Genomic DNA, 20,140 nt, shown 5'->3' with positions numbered 1-20,140 from the left:
TGCGCTGATCCGGGTGTACGAGGGTCAGCTCGCGCTACAGGAGACCGATGGCCAGGTCCAGTTGCCGTTGGTCCCGATGGTGACGCCGAAGTTGTTGCCGCTGCCGTTGGGCGTCGCGGTCAGCGTCTGGGCATTGGGGTAGCTGGCGTTGATGTTCCAGGTGGAGAGGACCTTGGCCGGGGACGGCACGTTCATCGTCACCGTCCAGTTGTTGGAGCCCGAGACCGCGACGTTGAGGTTGTAGCGGTCGCCCCACTGCTGGCCGGCAGACAGCGTGGCGGAGCAGCCGCCGGCTCTTCGGGTGGGTGGAAACATCGGTCATGTGATGCTTCCTCCTTGTGAGTGCCGGCGGGGGGCGGCGTGCCGGCATGGTGTGGAACTGCGGCGGCCTTGATCGACAGCCGTCGAGGTCCGCCGATGGCGAAAGTATTGGTACGGCCACGACGCGCTGTCAACATTTCTCGGAAACATTGCGGTAACCCTCGCCGGCCAACGGCTCCGGAGGCGGCTCGTTGACCCAGGCTGCGAGGCTGCCTTCCCGAGCATGGTTGCGGCCCTCGGCGGCGGCGTCCGCCCGGCACGCCGATCGAGGCCGATAGTTCCGATCAACTTCCGGATCAGATCTCCCCGCCGAGAGCGCTTCCGGAAGTTGTTGACGCGTCGGAATTCCCGCTGTAATACTCCGATCCATCACGGTCGATGCAGCCCCGCTTCGTCGGGTTTCGGTCGATCTCCCCACCACCATCCGGATGGCCGGCGTGCGCCTCCACGCCTCCCAGCCCGGTAGAAGGGGCACCAGATGAGCACCGTCCCCCTCCGCACCCTCGTACGGTCGAAGCGACTACGCGCGGGGCTGTCCATCCTCGCCACCGCCGTCGCGGCGTGCGGCGTCGTCGTCGCGGCCACCGCGACCCCGTCCAGCGCCGCCACCTGCAACGGCTACGTCGGGCTCACCTTCGACGACGGACCGAGCGGCAGCACCAGCGCGCTGCTGAGCGTGCTGCGCAACAACGGCGCGCGGGCCACGATGTTCAACGTCGGTCAGAACGTCCAGAACAACCGCTCGGCGGCACAGGCCCAGGTGGCCGCCGGCATGTGGGTCGGCAACCACAGCTGGAACCACGCCCACATGACGTCGATGAGCCAGGCGCAGATGCAGTCCGACCTGTCACAGACCAGCTCGGCTATCCAGTCGGCCACCGGCAGCCGGCCACAGCTGTTCCGGCCCCCGTACGGGGAGACCAACTCCACCCTCCAGTCCGTCGCCTCGTCGCTCGGCATGCGACAGGTGATCTGGGACGTGGACTCCCAGGACTGGAACGGCGCCAGCGTCAGTCAGATCGTGTCCAACGCCAGTCGCCTCCAGGCCGGCCAGGTCATCCTCATGCACGACGGGATCCAGAACACCCGCGACGCCATCGGGCAGATCATGGCCAACCTCACCAGCCGCAACCTGTGCCCCGGCATGATCTCGCCGTCCACCGGTCGTGCGGTCGCGCCGGACGGCACGACGCCGCCACCCGCCACGACCCCGCCACCCGGCACGACCCCGCCGCCTGCCACGACGCCGCCGCCCTCCGGCGGCAGCTGCACGGCGACCGCGACGACCCCCAACGTCTGGGGTGACCGCTACAACACGTCGGTGACCGTCAGCGGCGCCAGCACCTGGTCCGTGGTCGTCGCCCTCACCGCGCCGCAGAAGGTCTCCAGCGTCTGGAACGGCAGCGCCACCTGGGACAGCAGCGGCAACGTCATGACCGTGCGGTCCAATGGCAGCGGCAACACCTTCGGCTTCACCACGATGTTCAACGGCAACAGCAACGCCCGACCACAGATCCGCTCCTGCACCGCGGGCTGACCTTCGGGACCTGGTCCTGCGGGGCGGGCGGCGGACGCCCCGCAGGACCAGCGCCGGCACGGCGCACCGCCCTCAGAGGTCGACGCGGACCCGGTCGCTGTCGCCGTCGGAGAGGAACGACGCCAGAGCCTCCCCCTCCTCGGTCACGGCGGCGATATCGCCTCGGGACAGGCGGCCCAGCGGTGTGACGCGCACGGTTTCGGCGTCGACGGTCCAGGTCGCGGCGACCCGGCCGTCGACCAGCACCACCCGCTCACCGGCGACCGACAGGCCGCGATGAGCGTGGTCGATGATCCGGCTGCGATCCTCGTAGCCGAGTATCGCGTTGTCGAACGCCGGCAGAAACCGTACCGGCGCGGGTGTGTCGGGGTCGGGACGCGGCGCGTCGGGGAGGTCGATCAGTTCGCGGCCACGCTCGTCTCGGAAGGTCACCAGCTCCTCGCGCAGCGCGGCCACCGCGGGTGGCAGGCCGGTGAGGCCGCACCAGGCCCGCAGGTCGGCCGTGGCCGCGGGGCCGAACGCGGCCAGATACCGCCGTACGAGCGCCTGACCGGCGGGGTCGGAGGGCTCCAGCGACGGCGAGTCGATCTCCCGACCCAGCCACAGGGAGAGCGGGACGTTGCGCACACCTGCCTTCGCGCGCCACACCCCGCGCGGCGGCAACTGGACCATCGGAACGAGCGCGGCGACCACCATTTCACCCAGTGCCCGCGGCCCCGGCGTCGGCCAGCGATCGGCGAGCGCCCGCGCGATCTCGGTCATCGTGCGGGGCACGCCGTCGGCCATCAGCGCCCGGCCCGCCGCGACCACCTCGTCGAGGTCCACCCCGTCCAGCTCGCGCCGGTAGGCCCCGAGCGTCCGTTGGCGCAGCATGGCGTCGTGCCGGGCGCGCCAGGCCAGGGCGTCGGCGGCGACGACCAGATGGACGGTACGGCGCATCAGGTGCGTCCGCACCACCTGCCGCTGGACCAGCAGGTCCGACAGCACCGCCGGATCGAAGGCACGCAGTCGCGACCAGAGCCCGACGAACGGCTCCTGCGGTTCCTGTGCCTGGAGTCCGCCGAGCTGCGCGACGGCCCCGGGCACCGGCGGGTCGGCGCGATCGAGCAGCAGCTGCCGGGCGAGCGTCGCGCGGTTGAGCGCCCGGTTGTCGAGAACCGTCATCGGGCGCCTCGGCGGTCTCGGATGGCGGGTGACGTGGTGATCAGGGCGAGGCGGGCGCTTTGGTCGAGCAGGTCGGTCCGCTCCGGGTCGAGCACCGCGGCTGGGGTGGTCGTGGCGGTCATGGCGACGCGTCCTTCCGGTCGGTGTCGGGCACGAGACGACGATCGCAGGTGAAGAGGTCAGGCTGTGTCCGCCTCTCGTAGGGTGCCATCGACGGCTGTGCCGAGGACCTCAGCTCGACTGCTCTCGCTGCTCCAGACGCGCCTGGGCGCCGCCCGTGTCCGGTACGCGGAGCAGGCCGCCGTCGGGCGTGACTCGTACCACTGGTTTGGCGAAGTGTCCGATTCCGCCGGTCAACCGACAGTCTTGGTGGAACTATGCATGACGTGGGAACTGCGGAAACTTCTATGCCTGTCATCTCGCCCCTCGCTGGTGAGCCGATCAAGCGCGCCGACGCCGAGCGACTCGCGGGGGTGCTGAAGGCGTTCGCCGACCCGGCCCGCCTGCGCCTGCTCAGCCTGATCCAGTCGGCGCCGGAGGGCGAGGCGTCGGTCACCGACCTGACCGCGCCGCTCAATCTCTCCCAGCCGACCGTGAGCCATCACCTCCGGATCCTCACCGAGGCCGGCCTGATCGAGCGCGAAAAGCGCGGCGTCTGGGCGTACTACCGGATCGTGCCGTCCGCGATCGCGGCGATCGCCGACCTGCTGACGCCGCCTCGCAAGCGGCCGACGAAGAAGACCCGCTGATGCGGGCCAGCTAGCCGACCGCGGCCGGCGGGCCGCACCGACGATCGCTCAGGGCGAGGTCGGTGGTACGCCCCCGGCGCGCTGTCCTCAGCCGACGCGGGCGACGGCGCCGTTGAAGGACACGTCCTGGTCGGACGGGCGTGGCTGCGGCGCGTCCGCCCGCCGAGGCTCTCCGCTGCGGATGGTCACCCGGGCCCCCTGTCGCCGCGTCGCTCTCCACCAGATACACAGTCAGCCGTCGATGCGAGGGCCGGCCCGCGCTGGGCCGGTCTCGCCCGGCCCACGTCGCCGCGCACCCCGGCGAGCAGGTCGGTGGTGGTGTGCGCCTGGATGCCGGGCTGCGCACTGTCGGTGAACTGCCCGACGACCGCTCGCACGTGTCGCTCCGCCGGTTCGGCGAGACCGTCGTAGACGGCCGCGAACAACTCCCGGGCCGGCTGCCGGAGCCATCCGGCCGGGAGGATCTCCCGGGGCAGTTGCGGGTCGAGGATGGGGAAGCGCCGGAAGGTGTCCATGACCTCGGTACGCGTCCGCACCGCCGCCGCGCCGTCGACCTGTCCCGAGCGCACCTGCGGCACCAGGGGCGCCCACCTCCGCAGGAACGCCTCGTAGTGCCCCCTGATCGCGTCGATGTCCCAGGCATCGATGGGAGCGCGCTGGCTGTCCGCGTCGAGCGCCACCTGTCGTCCCCGGAACACCGTGACGGCGCCACCGGCGAGCTGGGCGAGTTGCGCCCGAGCCGGCGGAGTCAACTCGTACGGTGAGATCCACAGCCCGTCGTACAGCGGCGCGTACCCCAGCCAGCGGAGCTGGCCACGCAGGGCCCGCCGCTGCGCGCCGCGGTCCTGGGGTAGCGAGAAGGCGACTGTCGTCCAGCACCCGTCCCAGGGCTCGGCCGCCGTGGTGGAGGCGAGGATCCAGTGGCCTCCGGCCGAGAGGCTGACGGCGGCGGCCTGAGTGAGCCGGTAGGAGCTGTGTCGTCCCTGCCGGCTGCCCTCAAGAACACCCCGACGGGCCAGTCGGCTGATCGCGGCACGGGCGCCGGCCGTCGTCACGCCGGACTCGGCGAGCAACGCGACGATGGCGGCGGACGGGAGCGTGGCGCGGGCTCGCAGTGTGTAGTCCGCCAGCAGGGTCACCGTGACGCCCTGCGGTGAGCTGCCGGCCTGTCGCCGGGGCATCCGGAGCGAGTGCTCCCCATCGTCCGGATAGATCTCCTCGATGTTGAACGGAATCGCCACAGGCACTCCGGGCTCTGCTCAGGAACGGTCTACCGACTGTAGACGGACCGTCGGCGAGCCATGGTCGCAGAGGCCGGCGGAACCGACCAAACCTGATCGAGGCACGTCGATTGACACTTCTTGGCCCGGGGATAACACTATCTGCAACGCGACGCCGCACTGAGCCGGGCACAGGGCGAGCACACGTTGTAGGCGATGCGCGATCACCGCGGGGAGCCGGGAGTTCCCGCGAGCCGGACGCGCGTGGCCGATCCCAGCCCGCACAGCTGATCGAAGGAGTCGTCCCCGTGAGAATCAGAAGGAAACTGTTGCTCGGCCTCACCGCGTCACTGGCCGCGATCGGCCTGGTGATCCCCGCATTCCAACCCGCATACGCCGCGTCGCTGGCCGAGGTGACCAGCTTCGGCGACAACCCGGGCCGGATGCGCATGCACGTCTACGTGCCGGACAACCGCCCGGCCAGGCCGGCGATCGTGGTGGCCATGCACGGCTGCGGTGGCTCCGGCCCCGGCTTCTACTCCGGCAGTGAGTTCGCCAGCCAGGCCGACCGGTACGGATTCATCGTGATCTACCCGAGCGCGACCCAACAGGCCGGGTTCGGCAACTGCTTCGACACGTGGTCCGACGCCGCCAAGCGCCGCGGCGGCGGCAGCGACCCGGTGTCGATCATCTCCATGATCCGTTACGCCCAGCAGCAGTACGGCGGCGACGCCAACCGGGTGTACGCCACCGGCAGCTCGTCCGGCGGCATGATGACCAACCACATGCTGGCGCTCTACCCCGACGTGTTCAAGGCAGGGGCGGCCTTCATGGGCGTGCCCTTCAACTGCTTCGCCAACGCGGCGGACTACCCGCCGGGGGCCAGCCAGTGCACCGGCGGGAACATGAACCGGACGCCACAGCAGTGGGGGGACGCGGTCCGCCAGGCATACCCCGGCTACTCCGGCACTCGCCCCCGCGTGCAGTTGTGGCACGGCACCAACGACACGCTCGTGCCGTTCTCGCTGCTGCAGGAGACGATCGAGCAGTGGACCAACGTGTTCGGGCTCAGCCAGACACCCACCTCCACCGACACGCCGCAGGCGAACTGGAACCGACGCAGGTACGCCGACACCAGCGGCACCGTCCAGGTCGAGGCGTACAGCGTCCAGGGCGCCGGGCACAGCCTGCCCAGCTCCGGCATGGCCGCGGCCGCCGTCCAGTTCTTCGGCCTGACCAACCCGCCGACCACCCCGCCGCCCACCACCCCACCGCCGACCACGCCGCCGCCCACCACCCCGCCGCCCACGACTCCGCCCCCGACCACCCCGCCGCCGACGACTCCGCCCCCGGCCAGCGGCTGTGGTGTGACCGTGGCCGTCAACGCCTGGAACAACGGGCTGACGGAGAACATCACCATCACCAACACCGGCGCGACCGCCATCAACGGCTGGTCCCTCGCCTTCGCCCTGCCCAGCGGGCAGAACATCACCTCGGGCTGGAACGCCTCCTACTCCCCCACCTCGGGGCAGGTGACGGCCCGAAACCTTTCCTACAACGCCACCATCCCCGCCAACGGATCGGTCACCATCGGCTTCCAGGCCACCCACACCGGTAACACCGCTCGACCCGCCTCGTTCACCCTCAACGGCGCGTCCTGCACCCTCGCCTGAGGACGGCGGACTCCGGGGAGGTGCGCGGCCCGCGCACCTCCCCGGAGTCCCGGCGGTCACATCCCACGTCGGCGCGAAGGCGCGACGAGGCACGGCCGGGGAGCTATTCGCCGGCCGGGACCAGGTCCGTGACCTCGTCGTAGGTGACCGTCGCGGGCGCGTCGGTCGGCGTGTAGATCACGCGGATCGCGCCGGTCGGGAACACCTCGGTCGCGGTGACCCTCAGGTGGTACGGCGTGTCGCCGTCGTCGAAGAGCCGGCGGCCCTTGCGCGCCGCCACCGGGTGCACCAGCAGACGCAGCTCGTCGACCAGCCCCGCGGCGAGCAGCTGCTGCACCACGGAGATCGAGCCGGGGATGAGGATGCCCTTGATGCCGGCGTCGGCCTTGAGCGCGGCGACCGCGGCGACCAGGTCACCCTCGACCAGTTCCGAGTTGCGCCAGGTGAACTCCAGCGGCTGGCGCGAGACGACCACCTTGCGGACGTCCCCGAGCTGCTTGGCGAACCCGGCGTCCTCCCCGCCCGCGGCCTCACGTTCAGGCCAGGCGCCCGCGAAACTGTCGTACGTCTCGCGGCCGATGAGCAGCACGTCGGAGGTGTCGTAGTCCTCGCCGACGGCGCGGCCCATGTTCTCGTCGAAGTACGGGAAGTGCCAGTCGGGGTCGATCTCGGCCACCCCGTCGGCCGAGATGAACAGCGTGGAGATGACCTTCGCCATGGCGGTGCTCCTTCGAATCAGGTGATGTCAGCAGGTAGACCGCCACAGCATCCCAAACTCATCGACCGGACACCGACCTGTCGCGACGGCGCGTCACGACGACGAACGAGCCCCGGTCGATCGCTGAGGATCGACCAGGGCTCGTCGGTTGGGGCAGGGGTCAGGCCACGTCGAACCGGTCGAGTTCCATGACCTTCGTCCAGGCCGCGACGAAGTCGGCCACGAACTTGTCCCGCGCGTCCTGGCTGGCGTAGACCTCGGCGAGGGCCCGCAGCTGGGAGTTGGAGCCGAAGATGAGGTCGACCGCGGTGGCGGTCCACTTCACCTCGTCGGTGGCCAGGTCCCGGATCTCGTAGACGTGCTCCTCGGACTCCGACGCCTTCCACCGGGTGCCCGGGGAGAGCAGGTTGGCGAAGAAGTCGTTGGTGAGCACGCCGGGCCGGTCGGTGAGGACACCGTGGGCCGCTCCGCCGACGTTGTTCCCGAGGGAGCGCAGGCCGCCGATGAGGACGGTCATCTCGGGCGCGGTCAGGTTGAGCATGTACGCGCGGTCGATGAGCAGCACCTCCGGCTGGGTCTTCTCGCCGGGACGCAGGTAGTTGCGGAAGCCATCCGCGCGCGGCTCGAGGACCCGGAACGACTCGACGTCGGTCTGCTCCTGGGTGGCGTCGGTGCGGCCCGGCCGGAACGGCACGGTCACCTCGACGCCGGCGTCACGCGCCGCCTTCTCGACCGCGGCCGAGCCGGCGAGCACGATCAGGTCCGCGAGCGAGATCTTCGCGCCACCGGCGGAGTTGAACTCCCGCTGGATGCCTTCGAGGGTCTCCAGGACCGTCGCGAGCTGCTCCGGCTGGTTGACCTCCCAGCTGCGCTGCGGCTCAAGGCGGATCCGGGCACCGTTGGCACCGCCGCGCTTGTCGGTGGACCGGAAGCTGGCAGCCGACGCCCAGGCGGTCGAGATCAGCTGGGCGGTCGTGAGGCCGGACTCCAGCACCTTCGCCTTGAGGGCGGCGACATCGGCGTCACCCACGAGCTCGTGGTCGACGGCCGGCACCGGGTCCTGCCACAGCTGGGCCTCCGGGACCCACGGCCCGAGGAAGCGGTCCACCGGACCCATGTCGCGGTGCAGCAGCTTGTACCAGGCCTTGGCGAACGCGAGCGCGAACTCGTCGGGGTTCTCCAGGAAGCGCCGCGAGATCTTCTCGTACGCCGGGTCGACGCGCAGCGACAGGTCGGTCGTCAGCATGTACGGGATGTGCTTCTTCGACGGGTCGTGCGCGTCCGGGATGATCGCCTCGGCGTCCTTGGCGACCCACTGCTTCGCCCCACCCGGGCTGGTGGTGAGCTCCCACTCGTGGCCGAAGAGGATCTCGAAGAACCGGTTGCTCCACTGCGTCGGCCGGTCGGTCCACGTCACCTCGAGACCGCTGGTGATCGTGTCCCCGCCCTTGCCGCTGCCGTAGGTGCTCAGCCAGCCCAGGCCCTGCGCCTCCAGGGGGGCGCCCTCGGGCTCGGGGCCGACGTGGTCGTCGGCGACACCGGCGCCGTGGGTCTTGCCGAAGGTGTGGCCACCGGCGATGAGGGCGACGGTCTCCTCGTCGTTCATCGCCATCCGGGCGAAGGTCTGCCGGATGAAGTGCGCCGCCGCGAGCGGGTCCGCGTTACCGCGCGGGCCCTCCGGGTTGACGTAGATGAGCCCCATCTCGGTGGCGCCGACGTCGGCCGCCATCTCCTTCTCGGAGACGTAGCGCTCGTCGCCGAGCCAGGCGTCCTCCGGGCCCCAGAAGATCTCCTCGGGCTCCCAGACGTCCTCCCGGCCGAAGCCGAAGCCGAAGGTCTTGAAGCCCATCGACTCCAGGGCCACGTTGCCGGCGAGCACGAGCAGGTCGGCCCACGAGATCTGCTGGCCGTACTTCTGCTTGACCGGCCACAGGAGCCGCCGGGCCTTGTCGAGGTTGGCGTTGTCCGGCCAGCTGTTGAGCGGGGCGAACCGCTGGCCACCGTCGCCGGCGCCGCCACGGCCGTCCTGGATGCGGTAGGTGCCGGCGGCGTGCCAGCTCATCCGGATCATCAGGCCGCCGTAGTGGCCGAAGTCGGCCGGCCACCAGTCCTGCGAGGTCGTGAGGACCGTGGTGATGTCCTGCTTGAGGGCCTCGACGTCGAGCTTGGCGAACTCCTTGGCGTAGCTGAAGTCCGCCCCCAGCGGGTTGCCCTTCGGCGAGTGCGCGTGCAGCACCGAGAGGTCGAGCTGGTTGGGCCACCAGTCCCGGTTCGTACGCGGACGACCGCCGGTCTTCGGGGTCGGCGAGTCGATCGCCGGGTTCTCGCTCTCGCTGCCGTGCGCGGTCACGGAGTCGTGCGCAACGGGGCAGCCGGCCGCCGCCTTCTCATCCACGCCCTGGGCGCTGGAGGGACGGTTGTCCTGGGTGTCGCTCATGTACTTCCTTCCGAACTGGCGGATCACTGGGAGGTGCGTGCGGTCGCGCAGCCGGGGCAGGTGCCCCAGTAGACGACCTCCGCCTCGTCGACCACGAAGCCGTGGTCATCGGAGGCGGTGAGACAGGGTGCGTGGCCGACGGCGCATTCGACGTCGGCGATCGCGCCGCAGGAGCGACACACGACGTGGTGGTGGTTGTCCCCCACCCGCGACTCGTAACGGGCTGTCGCACGGGCCGGCTGGATGCGCCGCACCAGACCGGCGTCGGTGAGCGCGCGCAGCACGTCGTACACCGCCTGGTGGGAGATCGTGGGGTGGTCCGCCCGGACCAGCGCGATCACCGTGTCGGTGTCGACGTGCGGATGGTCCCGCAGCGCCGCGAGCACAGCCAGCCGGGGCCGGGTCACACGCATCGAGACCGCCCGAAGCTGGGCCTCGATGTCGGACGTCACGTGCAGACCATAGCCCGCTGTTTTGGAATAAATCAAGTTTGTCGCCGGCCTCGGCTCGCTCACGTCCCGCCCACCCGGCGGAGCGGGCCAACGCGGCCCGGTGGCTGCTGGACCGCGTTGCGGGCTGCCCGGCCGCTCGCGGGGCAGCGCCTGGAATCGACGCCCGATGGATGAGATCACCGGCCACCGAGGCTACGGCAGGGGCGGCCCCGCCCGGCCAGAATCGGCAGAACGTCCCCCGACCGGGCCTCCAGCTCAGGAACGACGGAGCGCGGGCGCCATTGCCGCCAGGACGAGCGTCGCCCAGACCGGCACCCAGAGGGGCCACTGCTGCGCCAACGTGCCGAGCGCACCCCCGACCACGTACGTGGCGAGGGTCAGCAGCCCGAGCAGTGAGCCTTTCCGGGCCTGCGACCGTTTGTTGCCCGGACCAGCGATCCAGCCGACGATCCGCTCCCCGGTCTTCGCGACGGTGCCCGACTGGTACGTGATGGTGGTGGCGACCCCGGCGGTACGCACGAACAGCGTCGCCAGGGAGCCCATGGCCAAGCCGCCGAAGGCAGCCAGCACCGCCCGGGACTGCGGGCTGGTGCGGCCGTACTCGAGGAGGACGTTGACCGCCGACCAGACCGCCACGGCGATCACGGTGGCGGCGAGACCGCGGGTCGCCGACCTACGGGGAGGGCCCATCGCTCGCAGTCGCGCCACCACCCCCGCACCGGCGCCGAACGCCACCAGTGAGGTCAACGCGGCCGGCCAGGCCGGGTGCCGCCCGGCCGGACCGATGCCGAGGAAGATCGCGTTGCCGGACTGGTTGGCGACGAAGACGCCGTAACGCAGGAACGCGAAGGCGTCGACGAGGCCGGCGATAGCCGTGGTCACCGCCAGGGCCAGGATCGGATAGCGGAACTCGCGGTAGGCGTCCTGCGGGTCGAGCTGACTCGGAGGGCGCGCTGGCTGCCCGGATCCAGTGCTGGCCATCGGATCTCCACTGTTGCGGGGCTTGCGGCGGTCCGTCTCGTGATTATCGACCTCCCGATACTCGATGCAGCATATAGAGCGAAGAGGAGGTTTTCGCCCGGTTCGGACCCCACCCGGTCACCCGGTGCCGGCGCCGCTGTCGAGGTACTCGGAGAGCCGGGCCGCGCCGTTGAGCATGGCCTGGCCGCGCACGGTGAGCCGGTGCCGCCACTGGCGCAGTGACGCGGCGAGCGGTTCCGCGCCGCCGGCGTCGCGCACCTGACCCAGGACGCCGGCGATGTGGTCGAGCCGGTACCCGCCGCGGCGCAGCAGGTGGGCGAGTTCGGCGTCACGGACGTCGTCCGGCGAGTAGAGGCGGTGGCGGGTCGCCGAGTCGCGCGCCGGCTGGAGCAGGCCGGCGCGCTCCCACTTGCGCAGGGTCGCCGGTCGTACGCCGAGCCGGTGCGCCAGCGCGCTGATCGGCACGACATTGCGGCCCTGCGGCTCACGCTCGATCCCGACGAGGAGCGGGACCGCCGCCTCCACCGCGTCCAGAGTCTCCCGGTCACGTTGCAGCAGGGCGTGGCCGCGGTCGATGACCCGCAACGCCGTGTCGATCTCGCCCCGGTTGACCGCGCGCATGATCTCGCCACCGGCCGCGTAACCGTGGCCGGGGATGAGCGCGAGGTAGGCGCCCAGCGCCAAGGCGTGCGCCTCGGTGAACCGGCGGTAGCCGCTCGGGCTGCGCTGCGCCGGCGGCAGGACCCCGTCTCGCTCGTAGTTGCGCACGGCCTGCGCGGAGAGGCCGTGCGCCCGCGCGAGGTCGACTGGCCGACGTACCCCCGGGTTTGAAGGTTTTGTGGGTGTCATCGCGCTCAATCGCTCGGAAGTCTCAAACGGTGGTTCAACGATACGGTTGATGGAATGACGTTCCCACTCGACCTACTTGCCATACCGCCGGCCCTGCTCGCGCTCGGCGAGCCGACGCACGGCGAATCCGCCTTCCTCCAGATCCGCAACGAGGCCTTCGCGCAACTGACCGAGAGTGGCTACCGGTCGATCGCGGTGGAGAGCGACCGGGCGGCGGGGCTGATCGCCGACGCGTTCGTCCAGGGCGACATCGGCGTGACGCTCGACCGCGCGCTCACCGAGGGCTTCAGCCACGGGCTCGGCTCCGCACCGGCCAACCGTGACCTGCTGCTGTGGATGCGCGAGTGGAACAGCGGGCGGCCGGCGGCCGAGCGCCTGACGTTCCACGGCTTCGACGCCCCGCTGGAGATGGATCACGCGCCGAGCCCGCGGCGTCACCTCGCCCAGGTCTGCGACTATCTCGGCTCGGGCCGCTTCGCCGAGATCGACGGCCTGATCGGTGACGACGCCCGATGGAGCGACCCGGCCGCGATCTGGGAGCCGGGCCGGTCGGTCGGACGCTCCGCCGACGCCCAGCGGCTGCGGGTGATCGCCGACGACCTGCTGACCGAGATGTACCTGCGGGCACCCCGGCGACCCGAGGGTTGGCCGGCGGCGAACGTGGCGGCGACCAGCGCGGTCGCCCTGCTGCGCTACCACGCCGAGGCCGCCGCACCGCTCGCGCGGGAGGAACGCTTCGCCCGACTGGCCCAGGTCCGGGACGCGCTGATGGCCGAGAACCTGCTCGCGATCCGCGCGGCCGAGGCGCACCGTGGACCGACGTTGGCCTTCGCGCACAACCGGCACCTCCAGCGCAATCCGAGCACGATGACCGTGGCCGGAACCGATCAGCCGTGGTTCGGTGCCGGCGCGATCGTCGGCGCGCTGCTCGGTGACCGGTACGCGGTGCTTGTCGGCAGCCTGGGCGCGAGCCCCGCGCTCGGCATCGACGCGCCCGCCGCCTCGACGTACGAGGGCACGCTCCAGCGCCTGACACACCTTCCCCGGTACGTCCGCGCCGCCGACGTGGAGCCGGCCGAGAAGAGGTCGCACGACTACCGGTACTTCCCGCTCGACGAGGCCACGATCGCGCACGCGGACGGGGTGCTGCACATTCCGACCGGCATCGACCCGGCGGCGCTCGCCGATCGGATTCTCGCGTTGCCCGGCGCCGAGCAGCTCGTGGCGAGCGCCGAGAGCGGGGCACCGGAGGGCGCCTGGGGTGACCGCTTCTTCTACGTCGGCCCGGACCGCCGCCAGCCGTTCGCGACCATCGTCGAGCACGACGTACCCGGCTTCGACGAGAGCTCCCAGCTCGACCGGCCCGGCGTCTTCCGGCTCAACCTGGATCTGGGCCGAGTCGAGTTCGAAAGGTTGTTCGGCTTCGCGCCCAAGGACTTCGAGGCCCATCGCGACAGCTTCGACTTCGCGAGGCTGGACACCGTCGTGCCGCACCCCGGCTACGCGCTGCACGGCTTCGGCAGCATCGTCATGCCCGGCCCGCAGATGTTGCCCGAGATCGACCGGCTGCTCACGGTGGCCCACGCCCGAGCTGTCGACCGGCACGAGCGCGCCTCGCGCAGGGTGCGGTGACGGCACGGCTCACTCCGGCGGCTTGGCTCCCGACTGCTCGCTCACCATGTACGCCGCGTACCAGTCGGGCCAGTTGTCATCCCTCGCGCCGGTGCGCTTCTCGTGCTCGCCGTGAGCGTCCGCTGCGCGCCGGAGCGCGCTCGCCAGGTCACTCGCCGAGCCGAACGACGTCAGGCCGCCCTCGACGCGGCCGGGCAGCCTGGTCGTGATCTCCTGCATCAGCCAGGTGTTGCCGTCCGGGTCGCGGAGCGTGGCGCGCGAGAAGTAGCTGCGCCGCTCGGGATCCAGCCCGGCGACCGGGCCGTCCGGCCCGACATGGAAGACGTCGCCCACCTCGACGCCGACGCCGACCAGGGCGTCGCGGGCCGCCTCAAGGTCGGACACGATCAGGTACGCCGTGGACGAACCGGGCGTGGCCGACGTGAGGCTCGGGCCGAACTGCACCGAGCATCCACTGCCGTGCGGGGTGAACTGGACCACGCCGGGCGGTGTCTGGTCGAGCCTCCACCCGAGGCGCTCGTAGAACGCCTTCGCGCGGTCGACGTCCGACACCGGTACGGCGATCACCTCAAGCTTCGTGTCGAGGCTCTCGACGCTCGACATCCGACTCACGTCGGCCTGGGCAGCCTTCGGGCACATCGCAGCCTCCCTGGATCGAGTAGCGGCGTACCCGTCGCGCCGCGGCGCATGCATTCGCGGCGGCGGGCCGAGCACGGTCGGCGATCCGGTCGGGCCGGGGAATTTCCGGAGCCCGCCCTCGGGGCCGGGTGTTCCTGCCTATCGTTCAGTGAGGCCGCGACCTCGCTGATCGAGATGCGCGCGAAGTGCCGCGGCTATCTCGCCGGCCGCGCGGAGCTGATCCGGCGTGAGAGCGTCGACGAAGAGTTCACGGATGGCGCGCAGGTGCGGAACGGTCGCCCGCCGGAAAGCCTCCGCTCCGCTCGGCGTGAGGAGCACCTCCGCCCCTCGGGGGACGGTCGGGCACTCCTGGCGGCGGATGAGCCCGCGCCGCTCCATCCGGCCGAGGTGGTGGGAGAGCCGGCTGCGCTCCCACCCGATGTGCGACGCGAGTTCGGAGGAGCGCATCTGCTGGTCCGGTGCCTCGCTGAGCGCGAGCAGGACGGCGTAGTCCCCCGGTGACAGCGAGGACTCGACCTGGAGGCGTGACGTGAGCTGGGAATTGAGTGCCCCCGTCGTCTCGATGAAGTCTCGCCAGATCCGTAGTTCCTCCGCCGTCGGCAGTTGGCGTCGCCGCCGCTCGGGTGTGGCCTCCGTCATCTGCTCCCCCGGAATTGACGTGTCAATCACCACGTTAGCATCATTGACACGTCAACCGGCGAGACGCCTTCACGGCTGGTTCGACCGCAAAGGAGCACACCATGTCTGACCTCGAGTTCGGGCTCGACACCTTCGGCGACGTACCGCAGGACGACGCCGGCATGCCCCTCTCGCACGCCGCCGCGATCCGGCAGGTCGTCGACGAGGCGGTGCTCGCCGACGGGCTCGGCGTCGACGTCATCGCCCTGGGCGAGCACCACCGGCCGGAGTACTCGGTGTCGACGCCGGAAACGGTGCTGGCGGGGATCGCCACCCGTACGTCGCGGATCCGGCTGGCGTCCGGGGTGACAGTGCTGAGCTCGGACGACCCGGTCCGGGTGTTCCAGCGCTTCGCCACGGTGGACGCGCTGTCGCACGGCCGGGCCGAGGTCATCCTCGGTCGTGGCTCGTTCACCGAGTCCTTTCCCCTCTTCGGCTACGACCTGCGCGACTACGACACGCTGTTCGAGGAGAAGATCGAGCTGTTCGTGAAGCTCCTGGACGAGAAGCCGGTCACCTGGAACGGCACCCTGCGTGCCGCGCTGGACAACGCCGACGTCTTCCCGAAGACGGAATCGGGCCACCTGAACACCTGGGTCGGCGTGGGCGGCTCACCGCAGTCGGTCGTGCGTACCGCCCGCTACGGTCTCCCGCTGATGCTCGCCATCATCGGCGGCTCACCCGAGCGCTTCGCGCCCTACATCGACCTGTACCGCAGGGCGGCCGACCAGCTCGGCACGACCGCGCACCCGGTCGGGATGCACTCGCCGGGCTTCATCGCCGACACCGACGAGGAGGCCAAGGAGATCTACTGGCCGCACTACCGGATCATGCGGGACCGGATCGGTGCGCTGCGGGGCTGGGCGCCGATCCGCCGTGCCGAGTTCGACGCCGAGGTGGAGCACGGATCCCTCTACATCGGCTCGCCGCAGACCGTGGCCCGCCGGATGGCCGACGCGATCCGCGGCCTCGGCGTCGGCCGGTTCGATCTCATCTACACGGCGGGAGCGCAGCCGGTCAGTGCCCGGATGCGAGCGGTCGAGCTGTACGGCTCGACGGTGATCCCCATGGTCCGCGACATGCTGGCCAGCTGACCGGTCCCGCGCGTACCCGGAGGGAAGACATGCTCGACAACGGCCAGACCCTCGCCGTGCTCGGTGCCGGCAAGGTGGGCACCGTGCTCGGCAGGCTCGCCCTCGCCGCCGGCTACCGGGTGCTCATCGCCGGCTCCGGCGATCCGGCGAAGATCGCCCTCACCGTCGAGGTGCTGACGCCCGGGGCGGTCGCCACCACAGCGGTCGACGCGGCGGCCGTCGCCGACGTGGTCATCCTCGCCCTGCCGCTGGGCAGGTACCGCACCGTTCCCGCCGAGGCGCTGCGCGGCAAGCTCGTGATCGACGCCATGAACTACTGGTGGGAGGTCGACGGCATCCGCGACGACCTCACCGACCCGGGCACGTCGTCCAGTGAGACCGTGCGGGCGTTCCTGCCCGGCGCGCGGGTCGTCAAGGCGTTCAACCACATGGGCTACCACGATCTCGAGGAGGGGGCGCGGCCGGCGGGAGCGGCCGACCGCAAGGCCATCGCCATCGCCGGCGACGACGCCGCCGACCTCACCGCGGTCGCCTCCCTCGTGGACGCGCTGGGCTTCGACCCGGTCGTCGCCGGTGGCCTCGCCGAGGGCGTACGACTCGAACCGGGTAGCGAGTTGTTCGGCGCCAACGTGAGCGCGGACGAGGTGCGTGCCATGCTCGACCGCTTCCCCGAGTCGGAGCGCGGACGGGTCATCGCCGCTGCGCGGGCCCGCTGACCGCTGCGACACGAGGCGCCCGCCGGCCCTTCATGGTCGTGCTCGATCCAGGAAGTAGTGGCCTCCGCGTGCTGGGGATGCCACTACTTCCGCGTTCGAGCACGATCTCGCCAGGCGGCGGCGTTTGCTCAGCGGGGTGGGTGCGCGGAGGTCCAGCCCTGCCGTTGCAGCCGCTCGATGCCGTCCAGCAGCAGGTCCAGCGCGAACTCGAACTCGAACTGGTCGTCGCAGCCCTGCCCCACGACCGAGGCGTCGTCGTGCGACGCCGCCGTGGCGATCTCCGCGAGGTACGGGAACCGGAGCGCGACCTCCGGCGGCAGGGGCGCTGGCGGCTCCGCGTTGGTCGTGCCGGACCGGCCGGCGCGCCGGGAGTCGCCGAACAACTCCTGGCTGAAGCCCAGGATCCGGCTGCCCATCGCGTGCATCACGTGGTGGGTCAGATCGGCGGAGAACCCCCCGGCCCGGAGCGTCCCGACCATCGAGTCGAGGTAGGCGAGGACGGCCGGCGTCGCCATGTTCCGCGTATCGATCGCGAGCGGCGCCCAGGGGTGGCGCAGCAGCGCCCGCCGTGCGGAGAGGATGCGTCCGCGCACCACGTGCTTCCAGTCACCGGGTGCCGGCGGGTCGATCTCGGCGACAACCACGTCGATCATGCCGTCGAGCAACTCGTCCTTGTTGGCCACGTGCTTGTAGAGGGCCATCGGCACGACCCCGAGGTCCTTGGCGAGGTTGCGCATGCTCAAGGACTCGATCCCGGCCTCGTCGGCGAGCGCGACGGCGGCGCGCAGGATCCGATCCCTGCTCAGCGGCGTCCGGCGCAGCATCTCCACCTGCTCAGCCATCTCGATCCTCGTCTTCCGGCGGCGGTAGAAACCATAACCGCATTGACTGGTGTACGGCGTACACCTACGCTGGTCGACACAGGAGGTGTACGCCGTACACCTGAGAGGGAGGCGAAGATGAAGGCGATCGTCCAGGACCGCTACGGCCCGCCGGAGACGCTCCAACTCGCGGACGTCGACACACCGGTGCCCGCCGCCGACGAGGTACTCGTGCGGGTCGAGGCCGCCGCGCTCAACGCGTACGACTGGCACATCATGCGGGGTGAGCCACGGATGGCGCGGTTGGCCATGGGCGGGTCACGGCCCCGCGCGCGAATCCGTGGCCGCGACTTCGCCGGCCGCGTCGAGGCGGTCGGCGCCGACGTTCGACAGGTCCGCCCGGGCGACGCCGTCTTCGGCGATCTCGGCGACGCCAACGGCGCCTTCGCCGAGTACGTGTGCGTGCCCGCGAACCTGGTCGCACCGACCCCGGCGAACCTGACGCCGCAGCAAGCCGCCGCGCTGCCGCTGGCCGGCGTCACCGCGCTCATGGGACTGTGCGATGTCGGGCAGGTCCAGCCAGGGCACCGTGTCCTCGTCAACGGCGCCTCCGGCGGTGTCGGCACCCTCGCCGTGCAACTGGCCAAGGCGCTCGGCGCGACCGTGACCGGGGTGTGCAGCACCCGCAACGTCGACCTGGTCCGCGCTCTCGGCGCCGACCACATCGTCGACTACACGCGCGACGACTTCACCCACGACGCACGCCGACACGACGTCGTGTTCGACCTGGTCGGCAACCGCTCACTCACCGCGCTCCGGCAGGCGCTCACCCCGACCGGGACGCTGGTGCTCTCCGGCGGCGGGGTCTACCACGGCAGAAGCCTCGTCGGACCGGTCTGGCTCCTCGCTCGCGGACGGCTGCTGGCGCCGTTCGTCCGGCAGCGCATCGTCACCCTCACCGCGGCCCCCAGCCGGCAGCACCTCGAATCGCTGCGCGCCCACGCCGAGGCCGGCCGCCTCACGCCGATCGTCGACCGGACCTATCCGCTCCACGAGGTGCCCGACGCCATCCGGTACCTCGAAGGGGAACACGCCCGGGCGAAAGTGGTCATCTCCGTCTGACACGCCGACCGGCGCCGGCGAACAGCAGAATCTGGACCACGCCGGCCGGCCAACCGTCGAGCGCCACCAGCACCCGGTCTCCCACCCGGTGGGTCCCCTCGGGCAGCGCCACGCGGGGCTGAACGTCAGGTGCCCGGTCGGTGCCGAGGGCCGACCCGGTGGACGACAGCAGGACGGCGACGACAGAGAGGACGAGCAGTGCAAGCCGCTTCACGACGTGCCGCTGAGCGGCTCAGCACCGCGCGGGTCGCCACCGCGCGGCTCGGCAGCGGTCGGCTCGGCAGCGGTCGGTGACCTGCTCGCGGAAGCCGATGCGGTGGTCGTGGTCGCCGGGCGGGTGGCGGAGCGGCGACGCCAGCGCCGTACGCCGAACCAGCCGACCGCCGTGGCGAGCAGGGCGATGAGCAGCCACGGGGGTGCCCAGACGCCCGCCGTGCGGAGCACCGGAGGTAGCGCGGTGTCGGTGGTGGTCGGGGCGAGGTCCACAGTGGCGGACAAGCGCAGTGTCGGCGGAACCCCGGTGATCCGTTCGGTCACCGCGAAGGTGGCGCCGGGCAGCAACTCCGGTAGGTCCACGGGGGCGGTCCGGGCGAGTTCCCAGCCGAAGGGCCCGTCGACGATGACCGAGCCCGTTCCGCCGACCCGAACATTGCCGGTGTTGCGCAGCAGGTAGCTGACCGTCAGGTCGCCGCCGCCGAGCGGGTTGACCGGATTGTCGTACGCCACCCTGACCGACTCGACGGCGACGGCGGGTCGCACGTCCCCTGTCACCCGGAGGTAGACCCGGGCCGCGAGCCGCTGGTCCATCCGGACCCGCTGACCGTCGGCGGTGGTGCCGGCCTGCCACAGGGAGGCGATCATCCCACCGGCGTGGTCGCCCGGGGAGGCGTTCCTCGGCACGGTCAGCCGGAACGGGATGTCGGCCCGCTTGCCGGGCGGCACCGTCCAGCGACGCTGCTCCAGGCGCATCCAGGAGCCCACGTCCACGGCGGCCTGGTCGGCGGGGAGCAGGGCGAACGCGCCGTCGGTCGTAGTGTGGGCGTCGGTGCCGTACACGTCGAAGGTGAGCGGCCGATCGCTCAGGTTGGTGACGCCGAGATGGTCGGTGAGCGTGCTGCCGGGTGTCAGGTCGTAGATGAAGTAGTTGCGTCCGGTGGGCCCGTCGGGGCTGGACGGCTGTACCGCCCACCGCGCGACCGAGTTGCCGGCGGCCGGAGCAGGGGTGGGGCTCGGTGCGGCGACGGCCAGCGAGGCCGGGACCGTCGCGGCCAGCACGGCGACGAGCGCGGCGCAGGTCCGGGACAGGGCGGTGGTGCGAGGCATGGGTGCGGCTCCGG

At 71.2% G+C, this 20,140-nt stretch carries 21 protein-coding genes; 7 read left to right on the top strand and 14 right to left on the bottom strand.

Annotated elements, in window-relative coordinates; all coding sequences use genetic code 11:
* Positions 1 to 24: 24 nt before the first annotated feature.
* Positions 25 to 315 carry a hypothetical protein gene (locus tag ABZ808_RS01975; RefSeq protein ID WP_356999572.1) on the bottom strand — a complete coding sequence of 97 codons (291 nt, stop codon included), beginning with the start codon at positions 313 to 315 and terminating at the stop codon, positions 25 to 27.
* Positions 316 to 799: 484 nt separating this feature from the next.
* Here ABZ808_RS01975 and ABZ808_RS01970 point away from each other — a divergent pair, with 484 nt between their 5' ends.
* Entirely contained in the window at positions 800 to 1,858 is a 1,059-nt protein-coding gene (locus tag ABZ808_RS01970) for a polysaccharide deacetylase family protein (protein WP_356999570.1), read from the top strand.
* A gap of 72 nt (positions 1,859 to 1,930) precedes the next feature.
* Here the strand turns inward: ABZ808_RS01970 and ABZ808_RS01965 are convergent, their stop codons facing one another.
* Both ABZ808_RS01965 and ABZ808_RS01960 read right to left on the bottom strand, forming a co-directional pair.
* On the bottom strand, positions 1,931 to 3,022 hold the full coding sequence (locus tag ABZ808_RS01965; RefSeq protein ID WP_356999568.1) for a winged helix DNA-binding domain-containing protein: 1,092 nt from the start codon (positions 3,020 to 3,022) through the stop codon (positions 1,931 to 1,933).
* Entirely contained in the window at positions 3,019 to 3,144 is a 126-nt protein-coding gene (locus ABZ808_RS01960) for a hypothetical protein (RefSeq protein WP_356999566.1), read from the bottom strand. Before ABZ808_RS01960 ends, ABZ808_RS01965 begins: the two co-directional genes overlap by 4 nt.
* A 255-nt stretch (positions 3,145 to 3,399) precedes the next feature.
* Between ABZ808_RS01960 and ABZ808_RS01955 the strand changes: the two genes are divergently transcribed.
* On the top strand, positions 3,400 to 3,771 hold the full coding sequence (locus tag ABZ808_RS01955; RefSeq protein WP_167944206.1) for a metalloregulator ArsR/SmtB family transcription factor: 372 nt from the start codon (positions 3,400 to 3,402) through the stop codon (positions 3,769 to 3,771).
* Between the two features lie 185 nt (positions 3,772 to 3,956).
* Here the strand turns inward: ABZ808_RS01955 and ABZ808_RS01950 are convergent, their stop codons facing one another.
* Positions 3,957 to 5,012: a PaaX family transcriptional regulator C-terminal domain-containing protein gene (locus ABZ808_RS01950; protein WP_356999563.1), complete on the bottom strand. Its 1,056-nt coding sequence runs from the start codon at positions 5,010 to 5,012 to the stop codon at positions 3,957 to 3,959.
* A 287-nt stretch (positions 5,013 to 5,299) separates the two neighbouring features.
* Between ABZ808_RS01950 and ABZ808_RS01945 the strand changes: the two genes are divergently transcribed.
* Complete coding sequence (locus ABZ808_RS01945) at positions 5,300 to 6,664, top strand: PHB depolymerase family esterase (protein WP_356999560.1); 1,365 nt, start codon at positions 5,300 to 5,302, stop codon at positions 6,662 to 6,664.
* A gap of 103 nt (positions 6,665 to 6,767) precedes the next feature.
* On the opposite strand, the gene ABZ808_RS01940 is transcribed toward ABZ808_RS01945, so the two are convergent.
* From ABZ808_RS01940 to ABZ808_RS01920, 5 genes are all read right to left on the bottom strand, one after another.
* Positions 6,768 to 7,382, bottom strand: a complete 615-nt coding sequence (locus ABZ808_RS01940; RefSeq protein WP_356999557.1) for a dihydrofolate reductase family protein — start codon at positions 7,380 to 7,382, stop codon at positions 6,768 to 6,770.
* Positions 7,383 to 7,542: 160 nt separating this feature from the next.
* Positions 7,543 to 9,819 (bottom strand): catalase/peroxidase HPI, encoded by a 2,277-nt coding sequence (gene katG, locus ABZ808_RS01935; RefSeq protein WP_356999555.1) that lies wholly within the window; start codon positions 9,817 to 9,819, stop codon positions 7,543 to 7,545.
* Positions 9,820 to 9,842: 23 nt separating this feature from the next.
* Complete coding sequence (locus tag ABZ808_RS01930) at positions 9,843 to 10,271, bottom strand: Fur family transcriptional regulator (protein ID WP_356999553.1); 429 nt, start codon at positions 10,269 to 10,271, stop codon at positions 9,843 to 9,845.
* A 255-nt stretch (positions 10,272 to 10,526) separates the two neighbouring features.
* Entirely contained in the window at positions 10,527 to 11,252 is a 726-nt protein-coding gene (locus ABZ808_RS01925) for a YoaK family protein (protein WP_356999550.1), read from the bottom strand.
* 117 nt (positions 11,253 to 11,369) lie between these two features.
* The gene (locus tag ABZ808_RS01920) at positions 11,370 to 12,101 is read right to left on the bottom strand and encodes a TioE family transcriptional regulator (protein ID WP_356999548.1); all 732 of its coding nucleotides are present in this window, start codon (positions 12,099 to 12,101) and stop codon (positions 11,370 to 11,372) included.
* Between the two features lie 54 nt (positions 12,102 to 12,155).
* On the opposite strand from ABZ808_RS01920, the gene ABZ808_RS01915 reads away from it, so the two are divergent.
* Positions 12,156 to 13,733 carry a DUF6194 family protein gene (locus ABZ808_RS01915; RefSeq protein ID WP_356999546.1) on the top strand — a complete coding sequence of 526 codons (1,578 nt, stop codon included), beginning with the start codon at positions 12,156 to 12,158 and terminating at the stop codon, positions 13,731 to 13,733.
* A gap of 9 nt (positions 13,734 to 13,742) precedes the next feature.
* Here the strand turns inward: ABZ808_RS01915 and ABZ808_RS01910 are convergent, their stop codons facing one another.
* Positions 13,743 to 14,336, bottom strand: a complete 594-nt coding sequence (locus tag ABZ808_RS01910) for a VOC family protein (protein ID WP_356999543.1) — start codon at positions 14,334 to 14,336, stop codon at positions 13,743 to 13,745.
* A gap of 174 nt (positions 14,337 to 14,510) precedes the next feature.
* On the bottom strand, positions 14,511 to 15,041 hold the full coding sequence (locus ABZ808_RS01905; protein WP_356999541.1) for a MarR family transcriptional regulator: 531 nt from the start codon (positions 15,039 to 15,041) through the stop codon (positions 14,511 to 14,513).
* 71 nt (positions 15,042 to 15,112) lie between these two features.
* Here ABZ808_RS01905 and ABZ808_RS01900 point away from each other — a divergent pair, with 71 nt between their 5' ends.
* Positions 15,113 to 16,144: an LLM class flavin-dependent oxidoreductase gene (locus tag ABZ808_RS01900; protein ID WP_356999539.1), complete on the top strand. Its 1,032-nt coding sequence runs from the start codon at positions 15,113 to 15,115 to the stop codon at positions 16,142 to 16,144.
* A 29-nt stretch (positions 16,145 to 16,173) separates the two neighbouring features.
* Positions 16,174 to 16,860 (top strand): NAD(P)-binding domain-containing protein, encoded by a 687-nt coding sequence (locus ABZ808_RS01895; protein WP_356999536.1) that lies wholly within the window; start codon positions 16,174 to 16,176, stop codon positions 16,858 to 16,860.
* Between the two features lie 128 nt (positions 16,861 to 16,988).
* Here ABZ808_RS01895 and ABZ808_RS01890 read toward each other — a convergent pair whose 3' ends face one another.
* Positions 16,989 to 17,702, bottom strand: coding sequence for a TetR/AcrR family transcriptional regulator C-terminal domain-containing protein (locus ABZ808_RS01890; protein WP_356999534.1), 714 nt, complete (start codon positions 17,700 to 17,702; stop codon positions 16,989 to 16,991).
* Between the two features lie 117 nt (positions 17,703 to 17,819).
* Between ABZ808_RS01890 and ABZ808_RS01885 the strand changes: the two genes are divergently transcribed.
* Complete coding sequence (locus tag ABZ808_RS01885) at positions 17,820 to 18,803, top strand: NAD(P)-dependent alcohol dehydrogenase (RefSeq protein ID WP_356999531.1); 984 nt, start codon at positions 17,820 to 17,822, stop codon at positions 18,801 to 18,803.
* Here the strand turns inward: ABZ808_RS01885 and ABZ808_RS01880 are convergent.
* Entirely contained in the window at positions 18,790 to 19,017 is a 228-nt protein-coding gene (locus tag ABZ808_RS01880) for a hypothetical protein (RefSeq protein WP_356999527.1), read from the bottom strand. The two genes, ABZ808_RS01885 and ABZ808_RS01880, sit on opposite strands and share 14 nt — an antisense overlap.
* Positions 19,014 to 20,126: a DUF916 domain-containing protein gene (locus tag ABZ808_RS01875; protein WP_356999525.1), complete on the bottom strand. Its 1,113-nt coding sequence runs from the start codon at positions 20,124 to 20,126 to the stop codon at positions 19,014 to 19,016. The genes ABZ808_RS01880 and ABZ808_RS01875 overlap by 4 nt, the downstream gene beginning before the upstream one ends.
* Positions 20,127 to 20,140: the final 14 nt, after the last annotated feature.

The organism is Micromonospora sp. NPDC047527, from assembly GCF_040643015.1.
GTDB lineage: Bacteria > Actinomycetota > Actinomycetes > Mycobacteriales > Micromonosporaceae > Micromonospora.
Note: the sequence above shows the minus strand (reverse complement) of the source record. Positions and strands in the feature narration are given on the sequence as shown.

Bases quoted from the DNA above. Each gene is read 5' to 3' on its own strand.
- ABZ808_RS01895 (WP_356999536.1), top strand. From the start codon at position 16,174: ATGCTCGACAACGGCCAGACCCTCGCCGTGCTCGGTGCCGGCAAGGTG.
- ABZ808_RS01920 (WP_356999548.1), bottom strand. From the start codon at position 12,101: ATGACACCCACAAAACCTTCAAACCCGGGGGTACGTCGGCCAGTCGAC.
- ABZ808_RS01890 (WP_356999534.1), bottom strand. From the start codon at position 17,702: ATGGCTGAGCAGGTGGAGATGCTGCGCCGGACGCCGCTGAGCAGGGAT.
- ABZ808_RS01875 (WP_356999525.1), bottom strand. From the start codon at position 20,126: ATGCCTCGCACCACCGCCCTGTCCCGGACCTGCGCCGCGCTCGTCGCC.
- ABZ808_RS01925 (WP_356999550.1), bottom strand. From the start codon at position 11,252: ATGGCCAGCACTGGATCCGGGCAGCCAGCGCGCCCTCCGAGTCAGCTC.
- ABZ808_RS01960 (WP_356999566.1), bottom strand. From the start codon at position 3,144: ATGACCGCCACGACCACCCCAGCCGCGGTGCTCGACCCGGAGCGGACC.
- ABZ808_RS01940 (WP_356999557.1), bottom strand. From the start codon at position 7,382: ATGGCGAAGGTCATCTCCACGCTGTTCATCTCGGCCGACGGGGTGGCC.
- katG (WP_356999555.1), bottom strand. From the start codon at position 9,819: ATGAGCGACACCCAGGACAACCGTCCCTCCAGCGCCCAGGGCGTGGAT.
- ABZ808_RS01975 (WP_356999572.1), bottom strand. From the start codon at position 315: ATGTTTCCACCCACCCGAAGAGCCGGCGGCTGCTCCGCCACGCTGTCT.
- ABZ808_RS01915 (WP_356999546.1), top strand. From the start codon at position 12,156: ATGACGTTCCCACTCGACCTACTTGCCATACCGCCGGCCCTGCTCGCG.
- ABZ808_RS01970 (WP_356999570.1), top strand. From the start codon at position 800: ATGAGCACCGTCCCCCTCCGCACCCTCGTACGGTCGAAGCGACTACGC.
- ABZ808_RS01900 (WP_356999539.1), top strand. From the start codon at position 15,113: ATGTCTGACCTCGAGTTCGGGCTCGACACCTTCGGCGACGTACCGCAG.
- ABZ808_RS01955 (WP_167944206.1), top strand. From the start codon at position 3,400: ATGCATGACGTGGGAACTGCGGAAACTTCTATGCCTGTCATCTCGCCC.
- ABZ808_RS01965 (WP_356999568.1), bottom strand. From the start codon at position 3,022: ATGACGGTTCTCGACAACCGGGCGCTCAACCGCGCGACGCTCGCCCGG.
- ABZ808_RS01885 (WP_356999531.1), top strand. From the start codon at position 17,820: ATGAAGGCGATCGTCCAGGACCGCTACGGCCCGCCGGAGACGCTCCAA.
- ABZ808_RS01910 (WP_356999543.1), bottom strand. From the start codon at position 14,336: ATGTCGAGCGTCGAGAGCCTCGACACGAAGCTTGAGGTGATCGCCGTA.